Here is a 20672-nt window from a genome sequence, read left to right on the forward strand (position 1 = left end):
CGCAATCCATTATTTCTCTGGATGAAATAACGCCGCGTTTTTCAGGGCCGGATGCTCACGCAAGGCGTTCACGGTGTAATCGACAAAACTGCGCACCCGGGCCGGCGCCTTGCGCCCGCCCTGATACACCACATGGATTGGCAGCGGCGGCAACTCGTACTCGGCGAGAACGATTTCCAGCTCACCGGAGGCGATCTTGCCGGCAACCTGATAAGACAGCACCCGAGTCAATCCAAGTCCCAGGCAAGCGGCCGCAATCGCGGCCTGATTCGCGGTGACCACCAGCCGAGGCTCGGGCCTGACGCTCAAGGGTTCACCGTCCTCCAGAAATGGCCAGCTGCGCAGTTGGCCGATGGCTGAAGTCGCCACCACCGGCGCGCCCGCCAACGCCTGTGGATGGGTTGGCCGACCGTGAACGGCAAAATACCCAGGCGAGCCGCAAATCACCCGGCGCACCTCACCGACCCGGATCGCATGCTGATTGCTGTCCGGCAAATCACCGATGCGGATCGCCACATCGACCCCTTCCTCGACCATGCTCACCACGCGATCCAGCAGCAAGGCGTTGATGGAAACGTCCGGGTACTGCGTCAGATAACCCGCCATCACCGGTGTGACAAACAACTCGCCGAACAGCACTGGCGCGGTCACCGTCAATTGCCCACGGGGCTGGGTGTGGCTGCCGGCGGCGGAGTCTTCCGCTTCCTGCACCTCGGCAAGAATCCTCCGACAGTCTTCCAGGTAACGCTGGCCCGCCTCGCTCAGATGCACGCTGCGGGTGGTGCGAATCAGCAATTGCGTACCGATCCGCTGCTCCAGCGCCGCCACCGCCCGGGTGATGCTGGCCGCCGACAGACCCAAGCGCCGCGCCGCCGCGGAAAAGCCCTGCTCCTGAGCAACGGCCGCGAAAACCTGCATTTCCTGGAAACGATCCATGGTGTCCCCGAAGTGGATGAAAAACCGCCTCGCATTATAGGCAGTCCCCGATCTTCAACGGGCATGGCCGAACGACCGTCGATCCAGAATTGATATTTTTATTTTCAGCTGTATTGATGAATGATTTATTTCGTGTCATTTATAACCTCGCCGATCACAGGAATGATCCAGCGCGCCACCCGGATGGCGGGCACCTGTTTTCCTAACGCCCTCCCAGGAGTCGACAAAATGAACAAGACAGAACTTCTAGGTGCTCTGGCGCTGTGCGCATTCAGCTTCATGGCCCATGCCGATGAAGACAGCCTGCGTATCGGTATCGAAGCCGCCTACCCACCCTTTTCCTACAAAACGCCAGAAGGCAGTGTCAGCGGGTTCGACTACGACATCGGCAACGCCTTGTGCGAAGAGATGAAGGTCAAGTGCGAGTGGGTCATTCAGGAGTTCGATGGCATGATTCCGTCGCTCAAGGTGCGCAAGATCGACGCCGTGCTGTCGTCGATGTCGATCACCGAAGACCGGATGAAGTCGGTCGACTTCAGCAAAAAGTACTACCACACGCCGGGCAAGTTCGCGATGAAGGCCGGCAGCGTGATCAACGACCCGCTGGTGGACCTCAAGGGCAAGAAACTCGGCGTGCAACGCTCATCGACCTATGACCGGTTTGCCACCGAGCAACTGGAAAAAGCCGGCGTCGTCGTGGTGCGCTACGGCTCGCAGAACGAAGCCTTCCTCGACCTTGCCTCGGGTCGCCTGGACGCCACCCTCGCCGACATCGTCAACACCGACGAAAGCTTCATCAAGACACCGGCCGGACAAGGTTTCGCCCTGACCGGGCCGGACATCAACGACCCGAAATACTTCGGCCGTGGTGCCGGGATCGCGGTGCGCAAAGGTGACGTCGCCAACACGGCGCGCCTGAACGCGGCGATCGACGCCATCCGCGCCAACGGCAAATACCAGCAAGTGATGGGCAAGTATTTCGCCTTCGATATCTACGGCGAATAAACCGTCGTCTCCGCCCGGCGCCAGCCCGCTGCGGGCGCCCTTCGGGCTTGTCTTGCGCGCCTTCGGGCGCACGCTTGAGGAACTTCATCATGCTCCACGGCTACGGATCGAGCATTCTCGATGGTGCCTGGCTGACCATCAACCTGGCCCTGACCTCCATGTCGCTGGCCATTGCCCTGGGCCTGATCGGCGCGGCGTTTCGCCTGTCGCCACTCAAATGGCTGGCCATGCTCGGGGAAGGCTACACGACCCTGATTCGCGGCATTCCCGATCTGGTGCTGATCCTGCTGATTTTCTATGGCGGCCAGGATCTGGTGAACCGCATCGCCCTGGCGTGCGGTTACACCCGCTACATCGACATCAATCCCTTCATCGCTGGCGTCTGCACCATGGGCTTCATTTTTGGCGCCTATCTCTCGGAAACCTTTCGCGGTGCCTTCATGGCCATCCCCAAAGGTCAGGCGGAAGCCGGTGCGGCCTATGGCATGCGCGGCACGCAAGTGTTCTGGCGGATTCTGGTGCCGCAGATGATTCGCTTCGCCATCCCGGGGTTCACCAACAACTGGCTGGTGCTGACCAAATCCACCGCGCTGATTTCGGTCATCGGCCTGCAGGACATGATGTTCAAGGCCAAGAACGCCGCCGACGCCACCCACGAGCCGTTCACGTTTTTCATCGCGGTGGCGGCGCTGTACCTGATGCTCACCAGCGTGTCGCTGCTGGTGCTGCGTGCTCTGGAAAAACACTATTCGGTCGGCATCAAAGCCGCCGAGTTGTGAGGAGAACCTGCCGATGATTCTCGACTACAACCTGATCTGGGAAAACCTGCCGCTGTATTTCGACGGCGCCTTGTTGACCCTCAAAGTCCTGCTCATTTCCCTGAGCCTGGGGCTGGTCCTGGCGGTTCCGCTGGCGCTGATGCGGGTGTCGCGCTCGCCGCTGCTCAGCTTCCCGGCGTGGCTCTACACCTACGTGATTCGCGGCACGCCGATGCTGGTGCAACTGTTCCTGATCTATTACGGCCTGGCGCAGTTCGAAGCGGTGCGCCAAAGCGTGCTCTGGCCTTACCTCTCCAGCGCCACGTTCTGTGCCTGCCTGGCGTTCGCCATCAATACCAGTGCCTACAGCGCGGAATTGCTGGCGGGCAGTCTGAAGTCCACGTCCCATGGCGAAATCGAAGCCGCCCGGGCGATGGGCATGTCCCGCCTGACCCTGTACCGCCGCATCTTGCTGCCATCGGCCTTGCGCCGGGCATTGCCGCAGTACAGCAACGAAGTGTTGATGATGCTGCAAACCACCAGCCTGGCCTCGATCGTCACGCTGGTGGATATCACCGGCGCGGCACGCACGGTGAGCTCGCGGTTCTATATGCCGTTCGAAGCGTTCATCACCGCCGGCCTCGTCTACCTCGCCCTGACATTCATTCTGGTGCGCCTGTTCAAGCTGGCCGAACGCCGCTGGCTGGCCTACCTGGCACCGCGCAAGCACTAAGGAGCTGACATGGAAAAGATTCAATACCTGTTGCCGTGGAGCGCTTCGGGCACCGAACGGACACTGTCGGTGTTCCGGTTTGGCGCCGGCCCGCGCAAGGCGTACATCCAGGCCTCCCTGCATGCCGACGAGTTGCCGGGGATGCGCGTGGCCGTCGAGCTCAAGCGCCGCCTGCTGGAACTGGAAGCACAGGGTCGCCTGAACGGCGTGATCGAGCTGGTGCCGATGGCCAACCCGATCGGCATCGCCCAGATGTTCCAGGCCACCCATCAAGGTCGCTTCGAGTTCGCCAGCGGCAAGAACTTCAATCGCGACTTCCCGGAGCTGGCCGAAGCCGTGGCGCCGCTGCTCAAAGGCCGGTTGGGCGATGACGCCGACGCCAACATCGCGCTGATCCGCCGCGCCTTGATCGACACCCTCGCCGACATGCCGCCACCGGCCTCGGAACTCGATGGCCTGCGTCGCCTGTTGCTGCAACATGCCTGTGACGCCGATGTGGTGCTCGACCTGCATTGCGATTTCGAGTCGGTGATGCTGCTCTACACCATGCCGCAACACTGGGGACGCCTGCATTCACTGGCCGCACGCCTGGGTGCCGAGGTCACGTTGCTGGCCGAAGACGCTGGCGGCAGTGCTTTCGACGAGGCTTGCGCGGTGCCGTGGCTGCGCCTGACCGAGCTGTTCCCGGAAGCCACCATTCCCTTGGCCTGCGCGGCGACCACCATCGAATTGCGCGGCATGGCCGACACCGAACGCGAGCAATGCACCCACAGTGCGCAGGCGATTCTCGGCTACCTCGCCGAACAGGGATTGATCAACGGTGAATGGCCGCCAGCGCCGTCGAGTCGTTGCGAAGCGATGCCGTTCGCCGGCGCGCAGTACGCCTGTGCGCCGCACCCGGGCGTGGTCAGTTTCCTGCAACCGCTGGGGGCGCGGGTCAAGGTCGGCGATCCTCTTTTCGAAGTCCATGATCCGCTCAACGACCGTCACAGCATCGTCCGCGCCTGCACCGACGGCGTGCTCTATGCCCGCGAACGCCTGCGCTTTGCCCAACCCGGTCTGTGGCTGGCCAAGGTCGCCGGTTTCACCCCTATTCGCCAAGGCCGCTTGCTCAGCGACTGATGCCAGAGAGTTCACACCATGTACAAACTTGAAATTCAGGACCTGCACAAAAGCTACGGCGCCCACCAGGTGCTCAAGGGCGTGTCCCTGCAGGCCCAGGCTGGCGACGTGATCAGCATCATCGGCTCCAGCGGGTCAGGCAAAAGCACCTTCCTGCGTTGCATCAACCTGCTGGAACAACCCAACGCCGGCAGCATCGTGCTCAATGGCGAACCGCTGAAACTGGTGGCGAACAAACTGGGCGGGCTCAAGGCAGCCGAACCCCGGCAGTTGCAACGCATGCGCTCACGGTTGTCGATGGTGTTTCAGCATTTCAACCTGTGGTCGCACATGAGCGCCCTGGAAAACGTCATGGAAGCCCCGGTGCATGTACTGGGCGTGGGCAAGAAAGAGGCCCGGGAAAAGGCCGAGCACTATTTGAACAAAGTCGGCGTGGCGCATCGCAAGGATGCCTGGCCCGCCCACATGTCGGGTGGCGAACAGCAGCGCGTGGCGATTGCCCGCGCACTGGCCATGGAACCGGAAGTGATGCTGTTCGACGAACCGACTTCGGCGCTCGATCCCGAACTCGTGGGCGAAGTGCTGCGGGTCATGCAGGACCTCGCCCAGGAGGGTCGTACCATGGTGGTCGTGACCCACGAAATGGGCTTCGCCCGCGAGGTCTCCAACCAACTGGTGTTCCTGCACAAAGGGCTGGTCGAGGAGCGCGGAGATCCACGTGAAGTGCTGGTCAATCCGCAGTCAGAACGCCTCCAGCAGTTTCTGGCCGGGAGCCTGAAGTAAGCCCGACCGCTTCGCTCGGCGTTGTCCTGCAACGGTTGGCTTCGGATACACTCCAGCCAACCTTGTCAGGCGCAGCCCTTCTCTCACTTTCAGGAACTGTTGATCCGGATATGCCCAGCCCATCGAAAGACACCACGGTCTACGCCGCACCGGTCATGCGCAAACTGGCGGAAATCGTTGCCGATCTGCCGCCGTCGCTGCGCAAGGTGGCTGACTTCATCCTGCGTCATCCGCTGAAAGCCGCGACGCTGACGATCGAGGAAATGGCCCACGAAACATCGACCTCGCCCGCCGCCGTCAACCGACTGGCCAAGGCGATGGACCTCGGTGGCTACATGGGCATGAGGGCTGAACTGGTAGCGACGTTGCAGCAGATGGTGTCGCCGGTCGACAAGCTGCGTAATGAACTGGCTCATCGTCCGGGCGGAGCGTTCGGCCTGCATGAACAGATCGAGAGCGCCAGCAGCAACCTGGCCACGGCGGCGACCAACAACCACGCCGAGGCCTTCGAAGCGTTCGTCACCCGGCTGACCACTGCGCGCAAGATCTACATCCTCGGATTCGGCAACAGCGTCTACTTCGCCGGCCTCGCCGCCTCGACCCTGATGCCGTTCTGCGCCGACGCCACCGCCATCAGCATGGAGGGCGGCAACGAAAACGCCGCGTACCGACTGGCCGCGATCACCGATCAGGATGTGTTGCTGGCGATTTCCCTGCCGCGTTATTCCCTCGACACCCTGCAACTCGCCCGATTCGCCAACCAACGCGGCGCGTCGGTACTGGCGATCACCGACTCACCGGCCTCGCCGCTCACCAGCATTGCCGAGCATGTGCTGTTTGCACCCTGCGATCATCCGGTGCTGACCAGCTCCAACGTGGCCATGCTGGCATTGATCGAGGGACTGGTCGCAGGCGTGATGGCGCGCAACAAGGAAGCGGTCAAACTGGCGACCGAGCTGACCGAAAGCGTGATGTCTTACCTGCACATCCCCAACGGCAGCAAATCGCCGAAGAAGTGATGCGTGAAGGGGGCGCCGGTATATCCCGGGCGCCCCCTTCGATCAGATCAAGGCTGAGAAACCGGCTGATCGCTGGTCACCCGCGCAGCCTGCCCGGCCGCCGGTTTGACCCACGTCAGATAAGCCAGCACCAGCAACACGATCCAGACCACGCCGACGATCAGCGCTGCCTGGGTGTCCGGGAAGTAACCCAGCACGCCGAACACGAACAGCATGAAGGCAATCGCCGCCATCGGCGCATACGGCCAGAACGGTACCGGGAATTTCAGTTGCGCCACCTGCTCGGCCGTCATGGAACGACGCATGGCCACCTGGGTGAACAGAATCATCAGCCAGACCCACACCGTGGCGAAGGTCGCGATGGAAGCGATCAGCAGGAACACGTTTTCCGGGATCAGGTAGTTCAGCAACACGCCCAGCAACAGCGCGCAGCTCATCACAATCACCGTCAGCCACGGCACGCCATTGCGTGACAGGCGCGCGAAGCCTTTCGGCGCATGCCCTTGCTGCGCCAGGCCGTACATCATGCGGCCCGCACCGAAGATGTCGCTGTTGATGGCCGACACCGCCGCCGAGATCACCACAATGTTCAGAATCGTGGCCGCCGAGCTGATGCCCAGGTGGTCGAAAATCTGCACGAACGGGCTACCCTGGCTGCCAATCTGCTGCCACGGGAAGATCGACATCAGCACCAACATCGTCAGCACATAAAACAGCAGGATGCGCAGCGGCACGGCGTTGATCGCCTTGGGCAGCACACGGTGCGGGTCCTTGGCTTCACCGGCGGTCACACCGATGATTTCGATACCACCGAAGGCAAACATCACCACCGCAAACGAGGCGATCAGGCCACCCACGCCATTGGGCATGAAGCCGCCCTGGGTCCACAGGTTGCTGATATCGGTCGCCTGCCCGGGGGCGGTGCTGATGCCGAACAACATGATGCCGAAGCCGCCGAGGATCATCGCGACGATAGCCGCGACCTTGAGCAACGACAGCCAGAACTCCATTTCACCGAAGACTTTGACGTTGCACAGGTTCAGGCCGCCGACCACCGAAACGATGCCCAGCACCCAGATCCAGCGCGAGACTTCCGGAAACCAGAAGCCCATGTAGATGCCGAACGCCGTCACATCGGCCATGCCGACGATGACCATTTCGAACGCGTAGGTCCAACCGAGGATGAAGCCCGCCATCGGGCCGAGATAGGTGCTCGCGTAATGCCCGAACGAGCCGGCGACCGGGTTGTGCACCGCCATCTCGCCCAGGGCGCGCATGACCATGAACACCGCCGCGCCACCGATCAGGTAAGCGAGCAGAACCGCAGGACCGGCCATCTGGATGGCCGAGGCAGAACCGTAGAACAACCCGGTACCGATTGCGGATCCCAGGGCCATGAAGCGAATGTGTCGGGCCGAAAGCCCGCGTTTCAAACCTTTTGCTGGCTGCTGCATTTTTCGTCCTTATTTATTGTTATTCGACGCAAAAATCGAAACGCCAACAGGCCGGCCTCCACGCAGAGTGGAAGACAGCCTGTTGGCGATGAGGCACTTACAGACTCGGCAGCAAGTTCGCCGGAACCAACTCATTCAGCGTCCGCGAAGCCAGCAGCTCGGTCGCTGCATTGATGTCCGGCGCGAAGAAGCGGTCCTTCTCGTAGAACGGCACTTCGCGACGCAGAATCGCCCGGGCCTGTTCCAGTTTGGTCGAGGTCTTCAGGCCGTTGCGCAGGTCCAGACCTTGCGCCGCCGCCAGCCATTCCACCGCGAGAATCCCGCGGGTGTTTTCGGCCATTTCCCACAGCCGCTTGCCGGCAGCCGGGGCCATCGACACGTGGTCTTCCTGGTTGGCGGAGGTTGGCAGGCTGTCCACCGAATGCGGATGAGCCAGCGCCTTGTTCTCGCTGGCCAGGGCGGCCGCAGTCACTTGGGCGATCATGAAACCGGAGTTCACCCCGCCATTGGCCACCAGGAACGGCGGCAGTTGCGACATGTGCTTGTCCATCATCAGCGAGATGCGACGCTCGCTCAGGGAACCGATTTCGGCGATGGCTAAAGCCATGTTGTCAGCGGCCATGGCCACTGGTTCGGCGTGGAAGTTGCCACCGGAAATCACGTCGCCTTCGGCCGCAAATACCAATGGGTTATCCGACACGGCGTTGGCCTCGATAACCAACACCTCGGCAGCCTGACGGAACTGAGTCAGGCAAGCGCCCATGACTTGCGGCTGGCAGCGCAGCGAGTACGGGTCCTGAACCTTTTCGCAGTTCTGGTGCGAGTCGGAGACTTCGCTGCGCTCGCCGAGCAGATCGCGATAGGCAGCAGCGGTGTCGATCTGGCCTTTCTGGCCACGGGCAGCGTGGATACGCGCGTCGAACGGCGAGCGCGAACCGAGCACCGCTTCCACCGTCAGACCGCCCAGCGCCAGTGCACCGGCAAACAGGTCTTCACCTTCGAACAGACCGCGCAGCGCGAATGCCGTAGAAACCTGAGTGCCATTGAGCAGCGCCAGACCTTCTTTCGCCGCCAACGTCAGCGGGGTCAGACCGGCGACTTTCAGCGCCTCGGTCGCTTCCATCCACTCACCCTTGTAACGCGCCTTGCCCTCACCCAGCAGCACCAGCGACATGTGCGCCAATGGCGCGAGGTCGCCGGATGCGCCTACTGAACCTTTCAACGGAATGTGCGGGTAAACCTCGGCATTGATCAGGGCGATCAGCGCATCGATCACCACGCGGCGGATGCCGGAGAAACCACGGCTCAGGCTGTTGACCTTGAGCACCATGATCAAACGCACCAGCTCATCGCTGATCGGCTGACCAACGCCAGCGGCATGGGACAGCACCAGCGAGCGCTGGAGGTTTTCCAGGTCTTCGCTGGCGATGCGGGTCGAGGCCAGCAGGCCGAAACCGGTGTTGATGCCGTAGGCAGTGCGGTTCTCGGCGAGGATTTGCTCGACGCAGGCGACGCTAGCTTCGATCTGCGCAGCAGCGCTGTAATCGAGGGTCAGCTTGACCGGGTTCTGGTAGACGTCACGCAGTTGGGACAGGCTCAGTTGGCCAGGGATCAGGTTCAGTGCAGTCATGTTCAGGCTCCTTTAACCGAAGTAATCATTGGCAGGTTCAAGCCCTGCTCCTTGGCGCAGTCGATGGCGATCTGGTAACCGGCATCGGCGTGGCGCATCACACCGGTGCCCGGGTCGTTGTGCAGTACGCGAGCGATACGCTCGGCCGCTTCGTCGGTGCCGTCACAGACGATCACCATGCCCGAGTGCTGGGAGAAGCCCATGCCGACGCCACCGCCGTGGTGCAGCGACACCCAGGTCGCGCCGCTCGCGGTGTTCAGTAGGGCGTTGAGCAGTGGCCAGTCGGAGACGGCATCGGAACCATCCTGCATCGATTCGGTTTCGCGGTTCGGGCTGGAGACCGAGCCGGAGTCGAGGTGGTCGCGACCGATCACGATCGGTGCCGACAATTCGCCGCGACGAACCATTTCGTTGAACGCCAGACCGAGCTTGGCGCGTTGGCCCAGGCCGACCCAGCAGATACGTGCCGGCAGACCCTGGAAGCTGATGCGCTCGCGGGCCATGTCCAGCCAGTTGTGCAGGTGCGCGTCGTCCGGGATCAGCTCTTTGACCTTGGCGTCGGTCTTGTAGATGTCCTGCGGATCACCCGACAGCGCCGCCCAGCGGAACGGGCCGATGCCACGGCAGAACAGCGGACGGATATAGGCCGGAACGAAACCCGGGAAGTCGAAGGCATTCTCGACGCCCTCTTCCTGAGCCATCTGGCGGATGTTGTTGCCGTAGTCGAAGGTCGGGATGCCTTGCTTCTGGAAGTCCAGCATCGCCTTGACGTGCACCGCCATCGATTGCTTGGCGGCTTTGATCACAGCGGCCGGTTCGGTCTTGGCGCGGGCGCGGTATTCGTCCCAGGTCCAGCCGGCCGGCAGGTAGCCGTTGAGCGGGTCGTGGGCGCTGGTCTGGTCGGTGACCATGTCCGGACGCACACCGCGACGGACCAGTTCCGGGAGGATTTCCGCAGCGTTGCCCAGCAGCGCGATGGAGATCGCCTTGCCTTCTTTGGTGTACTTGGTGATGCGCGCCAGCGCGTCGTCGAGGTCTTTGGCCTGCTCGTCGACGTAGCGGCTTTTCAGGCGGAAATCGATGCTCACCTGCTGGCATTCGATGTTCAGCGAGCAAGCACCGGCCAATGTTGCAGCCAGTGGCTGGGCGCCACCCATGCCACCGAGGCCGGCGGTCAGGACCCAGCGGCCCTTGAGGTTGGAGTTGTAATGCTGGCGACCGGCTTCGACGAAGGTTTCGTAAGTCCCCTGGACGATGCCCTGGCTGCCGATGTAGATCCAGCTGCCGGCGGTCATCTGGCCGTACATGGCCAGGCCCTTGGCGTCCAGTTCGTTGAAGTGTTCCCAGGTCGCCCAGTGCGGCACCAGGTTGGAGTTGGCGATCAGTACGCGCGGCGCATTGCTGTGGGTCTTGAACACACCGACCGGCTTGCCGGATTGCACCAGCAGGGTCTCGTCGTCGTTCAGGTTGGTCAGGCTTTCGACGATCTTGTCGTAGCACTCCCAGTTGCGCGCAGCGCGGCCGATGCCACCGTAGACCACCAGTTCTTTCGGGTTCTCGGCCACTTCCGGGTCGAGGTTGTTCATCAGCATGCGCAGCGGCGCTTCGGTCAGCCAGCTCTTGGCGGTCAGCTTGTTGCCGCGGGCAGCGCGGATTTCAACGTCACGGAATTTGGTACGGTTGTTGTCAGTCACGAAAAAGACTCCTCAGCGATCAATTCAAACCAACCCTGGCGATGGGCAAGCGGCTTGTGCGCCCCTTGGCGCGACAAGCGAATCAGTGGACGTGATGCTCGGTTTCTTTCAACTCGTATGCATACGTCTTTACTTGTACATACAAGCATATGCAATTGAACGGCCAACTTGCTGAGAAGCTATCCAACAAGAACTGCAGACATGGCTGGAGAGCGCCAAAATCAAGGGTTGCGGCGTATTTCAGTTTTTTTTACAGGGAGTGTTTTGAGCGGCGGGAGACTGTTAAAGAAGCGTGGCGTTGCGCCTTGCTGGGGTGTTCGGTAACAAAAAGTGGGGAACATGCCACAACCTGGAGGCCCCAATGGGCCTCCAGGTTGTGACCGCTTATTGCGGGTTACCCATGTGGATAACTTATTCCACCGTCACCGACTTCGCCAGGTTGCGCGGCTGGTCCACGTCAGTGCCTTTGAGCACCGCGACGTAATACGACAGCAGTTGCAGCGGGATGGTGTAGAGGATCGGCGACAGGATGTCGTGGATGTGTGGCATCTGCACCACGTGGGTGCCTTCGCCGTTGGTCATACCGGCCTTTTCGTCAGCGAACACGATCAGTTCGCCGCCACGTGCACGGACTTCCTGCAGGTTGGACTTGAGCTTCTCGAGCAGTTCGTTGTTCGGCGCCACGGTCACCACCGGCATGTCGTTATCCACAAGCGCCAGCGGGCCATGCTTCAGTTCGCCGGCCGGATAGGCTTCGGCGTGGATGTAAGAGATTTCCTTGAGCTTCAGCGCCCCTTCCATCGCTACCGGGTATTGCGCACCACGACCGAGGAACAGGGTGTGGTTCTTGTCGGCGAACAGTTCGGCGATTTTTTCCACGGTGCTGTCCATGGCCAGCGCTTCGCCCAGGCGAGTTGGCAGGCGACGCAATTCTTCGACCAGTCGGGCTTCAACGCCTTTTTCCAGAGTGCCGCGGACCTGACCCAAGGACAGGGTCAGCAGCAACAGGCCGACCAGTTGCGTGGTGAACGCCTTGGTCGAGGCCACGCCGATTTCGCGACCGGCCTGGGTCAGCAGGGTCAGGTCGGATTCGCGCACCAGCGAACTGATGCCGACGTTGCAGATTGCCAGGCTGCCCAGGAAACCCAGCTCCTTGGCGTTGCGCAGGGCGGCCAGGGTGTCGGCGGTTTCGCCGGACTGGGAGATGGTGACGAACAGTGTATCCGGCTGCACCACCACCTTGCGGTAGCGGAACTCACTGGCAACTTCGACCTGGCACGGAATCCCCGCCAGCTCTTCGAGCCAGTAACGGGCAACCATGCCGGCGTGATAACTGGTGCCGCACGCCACGATCTGCACATTGCGCACCTTGGCGAACAGCTCGGCGGCCTGCGGGCCGAACGCCTGCACCAGCACCTGATCCGAGCTCAATCGACCTTCCAGCGTGCGTTGCACCACGGATGGCTGCTCGTGGATTTCCTTGAGCATGTAGTGGCGGAACTCGCCTTTGTCGGCGGCTTCGGCACCGTCGGTGTACTGCACGGTCTGGCGCTCGACGGCTTTGCCGGTCACGTCCCAGATCTGCACCTTGTCACGCTGGATTTCGGCGATATCGCCCTCTTCCAGGTACATGAAACGGTCGGTGACCTGACGCAGGGCCAGTTGGTCGGAAGCGAGGAAGTTTTCGCCCAGACCCAGACCGATCACCAGCGGGCTGCCGCTGCGAGCCGCGACCAGGCGATCCGGTTGCAGCGCGTGGATAACCGCCAGACCGTAGGCGCCATGCAGTTCCTTGACCGTCGCCTTCAGGGCGTCGGAAAGGTCCGGCAGCGCCTTGAGTTTTTCAGTCAGCAGGTGGGCGATGACTTCGGTGTCGGTGTCGGAAGAGAACACGTAACCCTGCGCCTTGAGTTGCTCACGCAGCGCTTCATGATTTTCGATGATGCCGTTGTGCACCACCGCGACGTTGCCGGAGAAATGCGGGTGGGCGTTGCGTTCGCTCGGCGCGCCATGGGTTGCCCAGCGGGTGTGGGCGATACCGAGACGGCCAATCAGCGGATGTTCCGCCAGGGCTGCGTCCAGTTCGCTGACCTTACCCACGCGACGGGTGCGTTCCAGCGTGCCGTCATTGGTGTACACCGCCACACCGGCACTGTCATAACCCCGGTATTCGAGGCGCTTGAGGCCTTCGACCAGGATGGCGGTGATGTTACGTTCAGCTACCGCGCCGACAATTCCACACATGCTTATTTCTCCTGACTGACCGTCGCGCAAATCAAATTGATACCGCGAGCCTGAATCTGATCCCGTGCCTCCTGCGGCAGGCGATCATCGGTGATTAGGGTATGGACACTGCTCCACGGCAGCTCCAGGTTTGGAATCTTGCGGCCGATCTTGTCGGCCTCGACCATCACGATCACTTCCCGCGCCACTTCCGCCATCACCCGGCTCAGGCCGAGCAGTTCATTGAACGTGGTGGTGCCACGCACCAGATCGATGCCATCGGCACCGATAAACAACTGATCGAAGTCGTAAGAGCGTAGTACCTGCTCGGCGACCTGGCCCTGAAAGGATTCCGAATGGGGATCCCAGGTACCACCGGTCATCAGCAGGACTGGTTCGTGTTCGAGTTCGCTCAAGGCGTTGGCGACGTGCAGGGAGTTGGTCATCACCACCAGACCCGGCTGCTGGCCGAGCTCGGGAATCATCGCGGCCGTGGTGCTGCCGCTGTCGATGATGATGCGGGCGTGTTCGCGAATACGGCTGACCGCCGCACGGGCAATCGCCTGTTTGTATTTGGAAACGTTCTGACTGGCGTCGGCCACCAGTTCCTGGGGCATGGTGATCGCTCCGCCATAACGGCGCAGTAGCAGACCATGGCTTTCCAGTGCGGCCAGATCCTTGCGAATCGTAACTTCCGAGGTTTCGAAACGCTTGGCGAGCTCGTCGACACTGACTTCGCCCTGCTCATTGAGCAAGGCCAGAATGTTGTGGCGACGTTGGGGTGTGTTGCGTTTCGACATGGCGCGCTAAGTTTCGATTCGAAAGATAATGAAAGCAATCAAAACCTATCGCAGCAAAACCGTCAAGACGGGGATGAAAAAAAATCGCTGCCCTTAGGCAGCGATTTTTCAGATTGAAGCGCTGTGGATAACTCAGCTCTTCTTGATCTTCTCCGGCCGTTTCCAGCCATCGATGTTCTTCTGCCGCGCACGGCCGACGGCCAACTGAGCGTTATCCACATTCTGGGTAATGGTCGAACCGGCTGCGGTGGTTGCACCCGCGGAGATATCCACAGGCGCCACCAGCGAGTTGTTGGAGCCGATGAACACATCTTCGCCCAACACGGTTTTCCACTTGTTCGCACCATCGTAGTTGCAGGTGATGGTGCCGGCGCCGATGTTGGTGCGGGCACCTATCTCGGCATCGCCCAGATAGGTCAGGTGTCCGGCCTTGGCGCCCTCGCCCATGCGGGCGTTTTTCAGTTCGACAAAGTTACCCACATGGGCGCGAGCCTCCAGCACGGTGCCCGGGCGCAGGCGTGCAAACGGGCCGGCATCGCTGCCTTCACCGAGCACTGCACCTTCGATATGACTGTTGGCCTTGATCACCACGCCTTTGCGCAGAGTACTGTCCTTGATCACACAGTTCGGGCCGATCACCACGTCGTCTTCGATGACCACCTTGCCTTCGAGAATGACGTTGACGTCGATCAGCACATCGCGACCGGCGGTCACTTCACCACGCACGTCAAACCGCGCCGGGTCACGCAGGGTCACACCCTGAGCCATCAGACGACGGCCAGCGCGCAACTGATAGTGGCGCTCCAGTTCGGACAGTTGTTTGCGATCGTTGGCACCCTGCACTTCCATCGGATCATGGGGCTGCTCGGTCGCAACCACCAGGCCATCACCGACCGCCATTTCAATCACGTCGGTCAGGTAATACTCGCCCTGGGCGTTGTTGTTCGACAGGCGACCCATCCAGTCAGCCAGATGGCTGGCAGGTACCGCGAGAATGCCGGTATTGCCTTCAGTGATCGCGCGCTGTGCTTCGCTGGCATCCTTGTGCTCGACAATCGCCGCGACCTTGCCGCTGGCATCACGCACGATGCGGCCATAACCGGTCGGGTCGTCCAGTTCGACGGTCAACAACCCCATCTGCCCTGGCACAACGTGCTTGAGCAGACGCTGCAGGGTTTCGACTTCGATCAGCGGCACGTCACCATAGAGAATCAGAACAGTGTCGGCGGTGATGAACGGCACTGCCTGGGCAGTCGCATGGCCGGTGCCCAACTGCTTGTCCTGCAACACGAAATTGAGATCATCGGCGGCCAGCCGCTCGCGCACCACATCGGCGCCATGGCCGATGACCACGTGAATGCGCTGGGGATCAAGTTGACGGGCACTGTGGATAACATGGCCGAGCATCGAGTCACCGGCAATCGGGTGCAGCACTTTCGGCAGTGCCGAACGCATACGGGTGCCTTGACCGGCCGCGAGGATAACGATTTCAAGAGACATGACTGGCTACCAATCCTGGGTGGTCAGCAACTGCGACCGGGTTTTTGAAAGTCGGAAAAGAAAAAAGGGTAGCCGAGGCTACCCTTTTTTATCAATCGCACAACAAGTGGCTGACGGATTAACCGCCAAACTTCTTGCGGATCTGCTGGACGGTGCGCAGCTGAGCTGCAGCCTCGGCCAGACGTGCGGACGCAGCTCCGTAGTCGAAATCTGCGCTCTTCTCATGCAGAGCAGCTTCGGCAGCCTTGAGAGCTGCTTGAGCCTGAGCTTCATCCAGGTCGGCGGCACGTTGCACGGTATCGGCAAGCACCTTGACCATGTTCGGCTGAACCTCGAGGAAACCACCGGAGATGTAGAACACCTCGGCTTCCCCGCCTTGCTTGATCAGGCGGATCGGACCCGGCTTGAGATTCGTGATCAGCGGCGCGTGGCCCAGAGCGATACCAAGATCACCCAGAGCACCGTGCGCAATCACCATCTCGACCAGGCCGGAAAAGATTTCTCCTTCCGCGCTGACGATATCGCAATGGACTGTCATAGCCATCTGATTGCCTCAACCTAAATGAGCGCCCGTTGCCGGGCGCCGGGATTACAGTTTCTTGGCTTTCTCGATCGCTTCTTCGATGCCGCCAACCATGTAGAACGCTTGTTCTGGCAGGTGGTCGTAGTCACCGTTGAGGATGCCTTTGAAGCCAGCAATGGTGTCTTTCAGGGAAACGTATTTACCCGAAGCACCGGTGAAGACTTCAGCCACGAAGAACGGCTGCGACAAGAAACGCTGGATCTTACGAGCACGGTTTACCAACTGCTTGTCGGCTTCCGACAGCTCGTCCATACCCAGGATCGCGATGATGTCCTTCAGTTCTTTGTAACGCTGCAGCACGTACTGAACACCACGAGCGGTCTCGTAGTGATCGTTGCCGATCACGTTCGGGTCCAGCTGACGCGAAGTCGAGTCCAGTGGGTCTACCGCTGGGTAGATACCCAGGGAAGCGATGTCACGGGACAGAACGACGGTGGCGTCCAAGTGAGCAAACGTGGTCGCTGGCGACGGGTCAGTCAAGTCGTCCGCAGGTACGTATACCGCTTGGATCGAAGTGATCGAACCTTCCTTGGTCGAAGTGATACGTTCTTGCAGAACGCCCATCTCTTCAGCCAGGGTCGGCTGGTAACCTACTGCCGAAGGCATACGGCCCAGCAGTGCGGATACTTCAGTACCGGCCAGGGTGTAACGATAGATGTTGTCGACGAACAGCAGAACGTCGTTACCTTCGTCACGGAACTTCTCGGCCATGGTCAGGCCGGTCAGTGCTACGCGCAGACGGTTTCCCGGCGGCTCGTTCATCTGACCGTAAACCAGTGCCACTTTGTCCAGAACGTTGGAGTCCTTCATCTCGTGGTAGAAGTCGTTACCCTCACGAGTACGCTCACCCACACCGGCGAACACGGAATAACCGCTGTGCTCGATGGCGATGTTACGGATCAGTTCCATCATGTTTACGGTTTTGCCTACACCGGCACCACCGAACAGACCGACTTTACCGCCTTTGGCAAACGGGCAAACCAGGTCGATAACCTTGATGCCGGTTTCCAGCAGGTCGTTGCCGCCTGCCTGTTCAGCGAACGAAGGCGCTGGACGGTGAATGCCCCAACGCTCGTCGGTGTCGATCGGGCCAGCTTCGTCGATCGGGTTACCGAGGACGTCCATGATCCGGCCCAGGGTCGCTTTACCGACCGGTACGGAGATGGCTGCGCCAGAATCGGTAACTTCCAGACCGCGCTTCAAGCCCTCGGTGGAACCCATCGCAATGGTGCGAACCACGCCGTCGCCCAGCTGTTGCTGAACTTCCAGAGTGGTTGCGGCCGCGCTTTGAACTGTCAGCGCGTTGTAGATGCTCGGTACGCTGTCGCGTGGAAATTCCACGTCGATAACGGCGCCGATGATTTGAACGATACGTCCGCTACTCATAGCTGGATCCTCTGAATATTTGAACCGTTAAACCGCGGCAGCGCCGCCGACGATTTCCGAGATCTCTTGGGTGATCGCAGCCTGACGCGCCTTGTTGTAGATCAGCTGCAAATCGCTGATCAAATCACCGGCGTTGTCGGTAGCGTTCTTCATCGCGATCATCCGCGCAGCTTGTTCAGCCGCGTTGTTCTCGACCACCGCCTGGTAGACCTGCGACTCCACGTAACGGACCATCAAGCCGTCCAGCAGCTCCTTGGCATCCGGTTCGTAGAGATAGTCCCAGTGGTGCTTGAGTTCTTGATCCGGGGTTGCCACCAGTGGAATCAACTGCTCCACGGTAGGCTGTTGCGTCATGGTGTTGATGAACTTGTTGGATACCACGGACAGGCGGTCAATACGGCCGTCCAGATAAGCATCCAGCATCACCTTGACGCTGCCGATCAGATCATTGATCGACGGCTCTTCACCCAGGTGGCTGATAGCTGCAACGACGTTACCGCCGAAGTTGCGGAAAAAGGCCGCCCCCTTGCTACCAACGACACACAGATCAATCTCGACGCCGTTTTCGCGGTTTACCGCCATGTCCTTGACCAGGGCCTTGAACAGGTTGGTGTTCAAGCCGCCGCACAGACCACGGTCACTGCTCACTACGACATAACCAACGCGCTTGATGGCGCGGTCGATCATGAACGGGTGGCGGTATTCCGGGTTGGCGTTGGCCAGATGCCCAATTACCTGGCGGATACGCTCCGCATAAGGACGGCTAGCAGCCATGCGCATTTGTGCCTTGCGCATTTTGCTGACCGCCACTTTTTCCATGGCGCTGGTAATCTTTTGCGTGCTTTTGATGCTCGCAATCTTACTGCGAATCTCTTTTGCGCCTGCCATGTAACACCTATCAGGTTAGCAAGCGGGAGCCTTGCGGCTCCCGCTGCGGCTTACCAGGTTTGGGTGGCCTTGAACTTCTCGATACCGGCTTTCATGCCAGCGTCGATTTCGTCATTGAAGTCACCCTTCACGTTGATCTTCGCCATCAAATCGGCGTGATCGCGGTTGAAGAAAGCAATCAGCGCTTGTTCGAAGCTGCCGATCTTGGCGATTTCAACGTCAGTCAGGAACCCACGCTCAGCGGCATACAGCGACAGCGCCATGTCAGCGATCGACATTGGTGCGTATTGCTTCTGCTTCATCAGCTCGGTAACGCGCTGACCATGCTCAAGTTGCTTACGGGTCGCTTCGTCCAGGTCAGAAGCGAACTGGGCGAATGCCGCCAGTTCACGGTACTGAGCCAGAGCGGTACGGATACCACCGGACAGCTTCTTGATGATCTTGGTCTGAGCGGCACCACCCACACGGGATACCGAAACACCGGCGTTCACTGCAGGGCGGATGCCCGAGTTGAACATGGCCGATTCCAGGAAGATCTGACCGTCGGTGATGGAAATCACGTTGGTCGGAACGAACGCGGAAACGTCGCCAGCCTGGGTTTCGATGATCGGCAGTGCGGTCAGGGAACCGGTTTTGCCGGTCACTGCGCCGTTGGTGAACTTCTCTACGTATTCTTCCGAAACGCGGGATGCGCGCTCCAGCAGACGGGAGTGGAGATAGAACACGTCGCCTGGGTAAGCTTCACGGCCTGGTGGACGGCGCAGCAGCAGGGAAATCTGGCGGTAAGCCACTGCTTGCTTGGACAGATCGTCATAAACGATCAGCGCGTCTTCACCGCGGTCGCGGAAGAATTCACCCATGGTGCAACCGGAGTACGGTGCCAGGAATTGCAGCGCAGGAGATTCCGAAGCACTGGCAGCCACGATGATCGTGTTGGCCAGGGCGCCGTTTTCTTCCAGCTTGCGAACCACGTTGGCGATGGTCGATTGTTTCTGACCGATTGCAACGTAGACGCAGAAAATGCCGCTGTCTTTCTGGTTGATGATCGCGTCGATCGCCAGAGCGGTCTTACCGATCTGACGGTCACCGATGATCAGCTCACGCTGGCCACGGCCGACAGGGATCATGGCATCGACAGCCTTGTAGCCAGTCTGTACAGGCTGGTCTACCGACTTACGCCAGATCACGCCTGGAGCAACTTTCTCGACCGCGTCGGTCAAGGTGTTGTTCAGCGGACCTTTGCCGTCAACAGGGTTACCCAGTGCGTCGACAACGCGACCCAGCAGTTCCTTACCAACCGGAACTTCGAGGATGCGGCCGGTGCACTTGGCGCTCATGCCTTCAGCCAGAGACTGGTAGGAGCCCAATACAACGGCACCTACGGAGTCTTGCTCCAGGTTGAGGGCCATACCGTAGACGCCGCCCGGAAACTCGATCATCTCGCCGTACATGACGTCGGCCAGACCGTGAATCCGCACGATGCCGTCAGATACGCTGACGACAGTGCCTTCGTTACGGGCTTGGGAGGTCACATCGAGCTTGTCGATGCGGCCCTTGATAATTTCACTTATTTCGGAAGGATTGAGTTGCTGCATTGCTCTGCTGCCCCTTCAAACTCAAGATTTCAATGCTTCGGCAAGTTTCGCGATTTTGCCGCGAATCGAGCCATCGATAACCAGGTCGCCGGCGCGGATAACGACACCACCTATAAGGGCAGCATCCTCCGCAACTTGCAGGCGCACTTCCCGGTTGAGTCGTGCACTGAGAACCTTGGCGAGTTTGTCTTGCTGTTCTTGGTTCAATGCAAAAGCACTGGTCACTTCAACGTCTACCGATTTCTCTTGTTCGGCCTTGTACAGGTCGAACAGAGCAGCAATCTCCGGCAGAAGCGGGAGACGGTCGTTTTCGGCAACGACATTGATGAAGTTCTGTGCCTTGGCATCAAACTTGTCGCCGCACACGTCAATGAACGTGGCGGCCTTTTCTGCGCTCGTCAGTCGCGGGGCCTTGAGCACGCGCTGCATGGTGTCGTCTTGCGACACCGCTGCAGCCAGGCCGAGCATGGCTGACCAATTGGCCAGTTGCTGGTGGGCCTGAGCGTGCTCGAAGGCCGCCTTAGCGTAAGGTCGGGCCAACGTGGTCAGTTCTGCCATGATCG

At 60.4% G+C, this 20672-nt stretch carries 18 protein-coding genes; 6 read left to right on the plus strand and 12 right to left on the minus strand.

The window, feature by feature from the left end; genetic code table 11:
• Window positions 1–9: 9 nt before the first annotated feature.
• The gene (locus tag AC1RMX_RS03035; protein WP_102622633.1) at window positions 10–936 is read right to left on the minus strand and encodes a LysR family transcriptional regulator; all 927 of its coding nucleotides are present in this window, start codon (window positions 934–936) and stop codon (window positions 10–12) included.
• 228 nt (window positions 937–1164) lie between these two features.
• On the opposite strand from AC1RMX_RS03035, the gene AC1RMX_RS03040 reads away from it, so the two are divergent.
• The 6 genes from AC1RMX_RS03040 to AC1RMX_RS03065 all read left to right on the plus strand — a co-directional run bounded on the left by AC1RMX_RS03040 (window position 1165) and on the right by AC1RMX_RS03065 (window position 6356).
• Complete coding sequence (locus AC1RMX_RS03040; RefSeq protein WP_493070384.1) at window positions 1165–1941, plus strand: ABC transporter substrate-binding protein; 777 nt, start codon at window positions 1165–1167, stop codon at window positions 1939–1941.
• An 89-nt stretch (window positions 1942–2030) separates the two neighbouring features.
• On the plus strand, window positions 2031–2720 hold the full coding sequence (locus AC1RMX_RS03045; RefSeq protein ID WP_096817045.1) for an ABC transporter permease: 690 nt from the start codon (window positions 2031–2033) through the stop codon (window positions 2718–2720).
• A 13-nt stretch (window positions 2721–2733) separates the two neighbouring features.
• Window positions 2734–3432: an ABC transporter permease gene (locus AC1RMX_RS03050; RefSeq protein WP_493070386.1), complete on the plus strand. Its 699-nt coding sequence runs from the start codon at window positions 2734–2736 to the stop codon at window positions 3430–3432.
• Window positions 3433–3441: 9 nt separating this feature from the next.
• Window positions 3442–4554, plus strand: a complete 1113-nt coding sequence (locus tag AC1RMX_RS03055) for a succinylglutamate desuccinylase/aspartoacylase family protein (protein WP_493070388.1) — start codon at window positions 3442–3444, stop codon at window positions 4552–4554.
• Between the two features lie 18 nt (window positions 4555–4572).
• Window positions 4573–5337 carry an ABC transporter ATP-binding protein gene (locus tag AC1RMX_RS03060; RefSeq protein ID WP_096817039.1) on the plus strand — a complete coding sequence of 255 codons (765 nt, stop codon included), beginning with the start codon at window positions 4573–4575 and terminating at the stop codon, window positions 5335–5337.
• Window positions 5338–5447: 110 nt separating this feature from the next.
• Window positions 5448–6356, plus strand: coding sequence for a MurR/RpiR family transcriptional regulator (locus AC1RMX_RS03065; RefSeq protein WP_096817037.1), 909 nt, complete (start codon window positions 5448–5450; stop codon window positions 6354–6356).
• A gap of 47 nt (window positions 6357–6403) precedes the next feature.
• Here the strand turns inward: AC1RMX_RS03065 and AC1RMX_RS03070 are convergent, their stop codons facing one another.
• From AC1RMX_RS03070 to AC1RMX_RS03120, 11 genes are all read right to left on the minus strand, one after another.
• Window positions 6404–7810 (minus strand): amino acid permease, encoded by a 1407-nt coding sequence (locus AC1RMX_RS03070; RefSeq protein ID WP_192559377.1) that lies wholly within the window; start codon window positions 7808–7810, stop codon window positions 6404–6406.
• Window positions 7811–7907: 97 nt separating this feature from the next.
• Window positions 7908–9440 (minus strand): histidine ammonia-lyase, encoded by a 1533-nt coding sequence (gene hutH / locus AC1RMX_RS03075; RefSeq protein WP_493070391.1) that lies wholly within the window; start codon window positions 9438–9440, stop codon window positions 7908–7910.
• 2 nt (window positions 9441–9442) lie between these two features.
• On the minus strand, window positions 9443–11134 hold the full coding sequence (gene hutU, locus AC1RMX_RS03080; protein ID WP_492574052.1) for a urocanate hydratase: 1692 nt from the start codon (window positions 11132–11134) through the stop codon (window positions 9443–9445).
• A gap of 411 nt (window positions 11135–11545) precedes the next feature.
• Window positions 11546–13378, minus strand: coding sequence for a glutamine--fructose-6-phosphate transaminase (isomerizing) (glmS, locus tag AC1RMX_RS03085; RefSeq protein ID WP_096822374.1), 1833 nt, complete (start codon window positions 13376–13378; stop codon window positions 11546–11548).
• A gap of 2 nt (window positions 13379–13380) precedes the next feature.
• Window positions 13381–14157: a DeoR/GlpR family DNA-binding transcription regulator gene (locus AC1RMX_RS03090; protein WP_493070393.1), complete on the minus strand. Its 777-nt coding sequence runs from the start codon at window positions 14155–14157 to the stop codon at window positions 13381–13383.
• Between the two features lie 132 nt (window positions 14158–14289).
• Window positions 14290–15657, minus strand: coding sequence for a bifunctional UDP-N-acetylglucosamine diphosphorylase/glucosamine-1-phosphate N-acetyltransferase GlmU (gene glmU / locus AC1RMX_RS03095; RefSeq protein WP_096822376.1), 1368 nt, complete (start codon window positions 15655–15657; stop codon window positions 14290–14292).
• 118 nt (window positions 15658–15775) lie between these two features.
• Entirely contained in the window at window positions 15776–16201 is a 426-nt protein-coding gene (locus AC1RMX_RS03100) for a F0F1 ATP synthase subunit epsilon (RefSeq protein ID WP_007954164.1), read from the minus strand.
• Between the two features lie 45 nt (window positions 16202–16246).
• Window positions 16247–17626, minus strand: a complete 1380-nt coding sequence (atpD, locus tag AC1RMX_RS03105) for a F0F1 ATP synthase subunit beta (RefSeq protein WP_096822377.1) — start codon at window positions 17624–17626, stop codon at window positions 16247–16249.
• A 27-nt stretch (window positions 17627–17653) separates the two neighbouring features.
• The gene (atpG, locus tag AC1RMX_RS03110) at window positions 17654–18514 is read right to left on the minus strand and encodes a F0F1 ATP synthase subunit gamma (RefSeq protein ID WP_092297368.1); all 861 of its coding nucleotides are present in this window, start codon (window positions 18512–18514) and stop codon (window positions 17654–17656) included.
• A gap of 50 nt (window positions 18515–18564) precedes the next feature.
• A complete protein-coding gene (atpA, locus tag AC1RMX_RS03115; protein WP_096822378.1) occupies window positions 18565–20109 on the minus strand; it encodes a F0F1 ATP synthase subunit alpha in 1545 nt (514 codons plus the stop codon).
• 21 nt (window positions 20110–20130) lie between these two features.
• On the minus strand, window positions 20131–20667 hold the full coding sequence (locus AC1RMX_RS03120; protein ID WP_007911956.1) for a F0F1 ATP synthase subunit delta: 537 nt from the start codon (window positions 20665–20667) through the stop codon (window positions 20131–20133).
• Window positions 20668–20672: the final 5 nt, after the last annotated feature.

The sequence above is a fragment of the Pseudomonas sp. GW822-FHT03F04 genome, from assembly GCF_058801405.1.

Excerpts from the sequence above, each read along its gene's own strand:
- AC1RMX_RS03035 (WP_102622633.1), bottom strand. The coding sequence starts at position 936 with ATGGATCGTTTCCAGGAAATGCAGGTTTTCGCGGCCGTTGCTCAGGAG.
- AC1RMX_RS03040 (WP_493070384.1), top strand. The coding sequence starts at position 1,165 with ATGAACAAGACAGAACTTCTAGGTGCTCTGGCGCTGTGCGCATTCAGC.
- AC1RMX_RS03045 (WP_096817045.1), top strand. The coding sequence starts at position 2,031 with ATGCTCCACGGCTACGGATCGAGCATTCTCGATGGTGCCTGGCTGACC.
- AC1RMX_RS03050 (WP_493070386.1), top strand. The coding sequence starts at position 2,734 with ATGATTCTCGACTACAACCTGATCTGGGAAAACCTGCCGCTGTATTTC.
- AC1RMX_RS03055 (WP_493070388.1), top strand. The coding sequence starts at position 3,442 with ATGGAAAAGATTCAATACCTGTTGCCGTGGAGCGCTTCGGGCACCGAA.
- AC1RMX_RS03060 (WP_096817039.1), top strand. The coding sequence starts at position 4,573 with ATGTACAAACTTGAAATTCAGGACCTGCACAAAAGCTACGGCGCCCAC.
- AC1RMX_RS03065 (WP_096817037.1), top strand. The coding sequence starts at position 5,448 with ATGCCCAGCCCATCGAAAGACACCACGGTCTACGCCGCACCGGTCATG.
- AC1RMX_RS03070 (WP_192559377.1), bottom strand. The coding sequence starts at position 7,810 with ATGCAGCAGCCAGCAAAAGGTTTGAAACGCGGGCTTTCGGCCCGACAC.
- hutH (WP_493070391.1), bottom strand. The coding sequence starts at position 9,440 with ATGACTGCACTGAACCTGATCCCTGGCCAACTGAGCCTGTCCCAACTG.
- glmS (WP_096822374.1), bottom strand. The coding sequence starts at position 13,378 with ATGTGTGGAATTGTCGGCGCGGTAGCTGAACGTAACATCACCGCCATC.
- AC1RMX_RS03090 (WP_493070393.1), bottom strand. The coding sequence starts at position 14,157 with ATGTCGAAACGCAACACACCCCAACGTCGCCACAACATTCTGGCCTTG.
- glmU (WP_096822376.1), bottom strand. The coding sequence starts at position 15,657 with ATGTCTCTTGAAATCGTTATCCTCGCGGCCGGTCAAGGCACCCGTATG.
- AC1RMX_RS03100 (WP_007954164.1), bottom strand. The coding sequence starts at position 16,201 with ATGGCTATGACAGTCCATTGCGATATCGTCAGCGCGGAAGGAGAAATC.
- atpD (WP_096822377.1), bottom strand. The coding sequence starts at position 17,626 with ATGAGTAGCGGACGTATCGTTCAAATCATCGGCGCCGTTATCGACGTG.
- atpG (WP_092297368.1), bottom strand. The coding sequence starts at position 18,514 with ATGGCAGGCGCAAAAGAGATTCGCAGTAAGATTGCGAGCATCAAAAGC.
- atpA (WP_096822378.1), bottom strand. The coding sequence starts at position 20,109 with ATGCAGCAACTCAATCCTTCCGAAATAAGTGAAATTATCAAGGGCCGC.
- AC1RMX_RS03120 (WP_007911956.1), bottom strand. The coding sequence starts at position 20,667 with ATGGCAGAACTGACCACGTTGGCCCGACCTTACGCTAAGGCGGCCTTC.